The organism is Meiothermus luteus (assembly GCF_003574085.1).
Lineage (GTDB): Bacteria > Deinococcota > Deinococci > Deinococcales > Thermaceae > Meiothermus > Meiothermus luteus.
Genome location: NZ_QWKZ01000153.1, coordinates 1 through 3,902 on the forward strand (window position 1 = coordinate 1; position 3,902 = coordinate 3,902).

General features: G+C 64.4%; 4 protein-coding genes and 2 pseudogenes. 1 reads left to right on the forward strand and 5 read right to left on the reverse strand.

Features of this window, described 5'->3' with window-relative positions; all coding sequences use genetic code 11:
* On the reverse strand, positions 1 to 170 hold a 170-nt coding region (locus Mlute_RS16655), incomplete at its 3' end, for a transposase (RefSeq protein WP_182482588.1).
* A 42-nt stretch (positions 171 to 212) separates the two neighbouring features.
* Between Mlute_RS16655 and Mlute_RS14380 the strand changes: the two are divergent.
* A pseudogene (locus tag Mlute_RS14380) lies at positions 213 to 374 on the forward strand (IS982 family transposase); the annotation flags it as partial.
* A gap of 89 nt (positions 375 to 463) precedes the next feature.
* On the opposite strand, the gene Mlute_RS14385 reads toward Mlute_RS14380, so the two are convergent.
* From Mlute_RS14385 to Mlute_RS14400, 4 genes and pseudogenes are all read right to left on the reverse strand, one after another.
* Positions 464 to 1,705 (reverse strand): ArsR family transcriptional regulator, encoded by a 1,242-nt coding sequence (locus tag Mlute_RS14385; protein WP_119361242.1) that lies wholly within the window; start codon positions 1,703 to 1,705, stop codon positions 464 to 466.
* A gap of 37 nt (positions 1,706 to 1,742) precedes the next feature.
* Positions 1,743 to 2,483: a LamG domain-containing protein gene (locus Mlute_RS14390; RefSeq protein ID WP_245959000.1), complete on the reverse strand. Its 741-nt coding sequence runs from the start codon at positions 2,481 to 2,483 to the stop codon at positions 1,743 to 1,745.
* A gap of 3 nt (positions 2,484 to 2,486) precedes the next feature.
* Entirely contained in the window at positions 2,487 to 3,617 is a 1,131-nt protein-coding gene (locus Mlute_RS14395; protein ID WP_119361243.1) for a hypothetical protein, read from the reverse strand.
* A 114-nt stretch (positions 3,618 to 3,731) separates the two neighbouring features.
* Positions 3,732 to 3,902 (reverse strand): annotated as a pseudogene (locus Mlute_RS14400) (IS1634 family transposase); the annotation flags it as partial.

The following is a 3,902-nucleotide window of genomic DNA, read 5'->3' on the forward strand; positions in this document are numbered from 1 at the left end:
TAGTGGCCGTTGCGCTCCCCCCGCCGGCTGGGTGTGTACCCCCGGTAACCGGCGGCCAGGTGCTCGGTCATCTCCTCCTCCAGCACCCGCTCAAGGACCGCCTTCACCCCTTCCCGGATGCGCCGGCTGATCTCCTCCTTGGTCAACCGCCGGAGCTCATCTTGGGTCATCGGACACCTCCAGATTAACCCACAAAATACGCTACGCTACCCTTGGCCATTCTGGGGCGGCGGGTGGTGGAGACGGTGGGGAGCATGTCGCGCGGGCTCTTCCCTCGGCGCATCCACGCTGTGACCCAGGAGGGGTTTGTCCTGAAGGTGCTCAGCTTTGTCCTGGCCCACAACATCCGGCTCTTGGCAGGGAGGATGGGGTAGGTGGCAACTTGGGTTAGATTAACGCCCCAGGCTAAGCCCAAGGGGGGCGCCGTTGCCCCGCCTTGGGCTGGGCGGGGTATGGGCCCAGGCTACCAGGTCAGGGTGGTTTGGAGCAGGGCCGTTTCCAGCTGCACCGGCCACATCCGATCCAGAAAAAGGGTGTGGCCGGGGAAGGTTTCTCCGGGGATGGGTCTGGCCGCGAGGAGGGCGCTTAGGGGTTGGTCCCCGGCGAAGGCGGTGGCCCTGAGCTGGACCGTGCTTCCGGGGCTTGGAACCACCCCGGCCATCCCGGGGGCGGTCTCCACGTCCACGTGGTAACTGCTGGAGCTTCCCAAGGCTCCTGGGCTTACGAAGTGGCGCCAATAGCGGATTCCCGGCTCCCCTAGGAAGAGGGCGTACCCAAGGAAGCCGAGGCCAGGGCTAAAGCCTCCTGAGGTTAGGTTGCTAAAGGTAGGAAGGGTGCTTGAGGTGTGGCTCTCGTTGCCCGAGAGGCTCAAGGGAGGCACGGAGAGGCTCAAGGAGGCGGAAGGGGCCACCGCGGGGTCATTGGCATCCTTGCGCTGGAGGGCGCAGCTAAAACCGTGGCAGGTCCAAAACTGGAAAAGATCGCCGGCCACGACGGGGGAGGGACGGGGAACGCTCTGGGTGCCTCCGGTCCAGGAGGCGAGGTCCAGAGGGACATAGCTGGCCAAGACCAAGCCTGCATAGGAGAAGAAGCCAGGAGGGGTGGTGACGCTCAAGGTGCTCGTGGGCGTTAGGGAAAGGGGGCCCACGGTGGTGGGGCCGGTAATGTTCAGGGAGGTCAGCCGGCCAAAGTACGGCGTACCGGTGCTGTCTTGGCCCAGCACGGCCACCTCCTTACCAGGCCCCAGGGGAACGGAAAGACCGCTGAAGCTGGTGGAGGTTGCGCTCACCTGTCCCCTGGCGGAGAAGGCTATTCCGGTGGTGAGGGCAGGCGTAAACGCTCCACTCACGTTGGCCGTGGCGTTGGCATAAGCGCTCGGGCAACGCACCAAGAGGTTGTTGCCAAGCTCGTTGCGCATGAGGTCTAGGCTCACGTAGAACTGGGTTCCGCCCACATCGGGGCAGCGGAAGGCGATTTGGAAGCGGGCGGAGGGGAGTAGGGGAAGGCTCCAACTGGATTGGGCTACGGGTAGGGCGTTCCAGGGAAGGGAGCCGCTCGAGGGTGGGGGGCCCACCCGCCAGGCGGCCGCCAGGGGCTGGAGGGGTTCTCCTATCCCGTCCACCAGGGTCACGTTGAGGGGTTGGGGACCGCCCCCGCCGCAAGCGGTGAGGAGAACAAGGGGTGCCAGGAGCCGAGAGCGCTTCATCCTGACCTCCTATTGGCCACTAAAAATGGGGTTCAGTTCAGTAACCCACCTTTACCTCGTCCAGGCCTACTTCACAGTGGAAAAACCCAGCAGGTGGGGTGTGCAGGGCGCCTAACCACAGGGGTAGCGCGTTGCTGGTGGCCCCACCTGGGGCGGTGAAGGTCCCTGCGGAGGCGCCGTTCACGTAGAAAGTGCCAGTGCCACTGGTCCCACCCACCTTGACCGCCACTTGGGTCCAGGTGCCGCCGGAAGGGGGGGTAAAGTTGGCGGGGAGGGTTTGGCTGGAGAAAAACGTCTGGTTGCCCAAGCGGAAGGCGATCCTTGCCTGCCCTGCGGCTACCCCTTCCAGGTAGAGGGTATATCCATCCTGGCTAGAGGTGTCCCATTTGTCCAGAATCGGGTAATACGAGCCCGCTCCGCACTGGACCGGGGCCACATAGGCCTCGAGGTAGAGGCTCCCGTAAGAGAGGTTGAGGTCGGGGGTGGAAGGGACTTCCACCCAGGTGCTCCCATTCCCGGGGAAGTACAGGGCCCCCGCGGTCTGCCCGGAAACCTGCGTGGGGCCGCTGAACCCCGGCCAGGCCACCACGGCCCCGGGCTTGGGCGTGCCCTGGTTGAAGATGGGATTGGCCACCACGTCCTGTACCGAGGTTGCCCCGGGGGACTCATTCAGAGGCCAGTGGGCCTTGAGGCAGATGGGGGTGGTGCAGCTGGCCGTGGGACCGCTGCATGCGAAGAGGAGGAGGGCCAAGGGAAGGAGTGTGAGATACCGGTTCATCCTTTACCTCCGAATGTCCTTCTTTTCTATCCCCCTAAGCTCCAAGGGGCCCACCTGCAGGTGGAGCATGGGCGGTTCCTGAAGCCGATCCTCGATGCCGAGGTACCGGGGAATGGGTTGGCCTGGTGGCGGATCCTGGCCGAAGCAACCATCACACCACCCCACCTCACCGACCCTGAACTTAAGGGTTTGGCTCGGATCCTTGAGGTCCGTGGCCACCAGAATCCAATCGGGGTCCTCGCGCGTAAACTTGACCTCCAGAATCCGCGCGGCGTCGGCCTTGGTCAGTGTTGCCCCGCCAGCCGCTTGGCGCCAGTAGGCGATGCCCAGGGGCTCCCCGACCAGCTCTTCAAGGGAGCGGGCTTGCCGGAGTCTGGGGTTTTGATAGGGTAAGAAGGCCACGGCCACGTCCTCCCGGAGCAGGATGGCGGGGGGCCATTCCACATCAAAGGGCTTGGGCAAGCCGCAGCAAACCTGGCGCAGGCGCTCCGCGAAGGGGGTGGTGTCAAGGGTGCCGCTTAGGTCCTGCCCCGGCAGGTCGGAGGGGAAGGGCGCGTTGAGGTGGGCGATGCGGTTGGGGTTGAAATACTGGCACCCGTCAAACACGTAGTACATTCCCCACTTTTTCCAGCTAAAATGGGGTTGGCCCGGCGGGCAAAGGCCTCCCCAACCTAGGCCGGCGGGGACAGAACGGGAAAGCCGCCTTCCACCCTCATCCTTGCCCCCATACCAGGTTATCCGGTACCCCTCTTGCTCGGTGCCCCCGAGGTTGCCTCGATATCCGGCGCAACGCCTTCCGTCGCTGGTGCAGCGAATGACCACGGCCAGGGGGCGGTCGCCCAGGACGCTTGGGTCCTCGGGAGGTTGCCATAGGCTGTGGGAGGCCACCAGCGTGATCCCATCGCTGTCCTGGATCAGGGTGAGGGAGCGAGGGGATTCCGCTTGAGGAGCTAGGCGGGCGGGCACGAGGTCGCTAAAGAGGCGCTCCGCTTCCTCAGCCAAGGGCAGGGCCGCCGCTTTGAGGTCGTCCTCGGCTTGGGACATGGTCTCCAGCGAGGCTGAACCCGTTTGCCCGCTGCAGCCCACCAACATCAGGGTCAGGAGTCCAAAGACTATGAGCAGGGTCTGTTTCATCAGGACCTCCTGGAGCTTGGGTGCTCCGGGGGCCAGCCTAGCAAAGGTACCCTTAATCTGGTCTGAACGTCCTCTGAACGGGCGGAATACAAAGCCCACATTCCGCACCCTTCTTCATGTGAGGAGATAATATCGCTCCACCCCCAGGAGCCGGACCACCGTTTCGTGGTGTGGGGAAAGGTGGAGCACCAAGGGCTTACCCCCAAGGACCACCAAGCGCACCCAGAGGAAGTACTGGAACACCCACCGCAGCGTGGGCCTTCGCGTAGGTCTCCCCTCCTGGCC

Excerpts from the sequence above, each read along its gene's own strand:
- Mlute_RS14385 (WP_119361242.1), bottom strand. The coding sequence starts at position 1,705 with ATGAAGCGCTCTCGGCTCCTGGCACCCCTTGTTCTCCTCACCGCTTGC.
- Mlute_RS14390 (WP_245959000.1), bottom strand. The coding sequence starts at position 2,483 with ATGAACCGGTATCTCACACTCCTTCCCTTGGCCCTCCTCCTCTTCGCA.
- Mlute_RS14395 (WP_119361243.1), bottom strand. The coding sequence starts at position 3,617 with ATGAAACAGACCCTGCTCATAGTCTTTGGACTCCTGACCCTGATGTTG.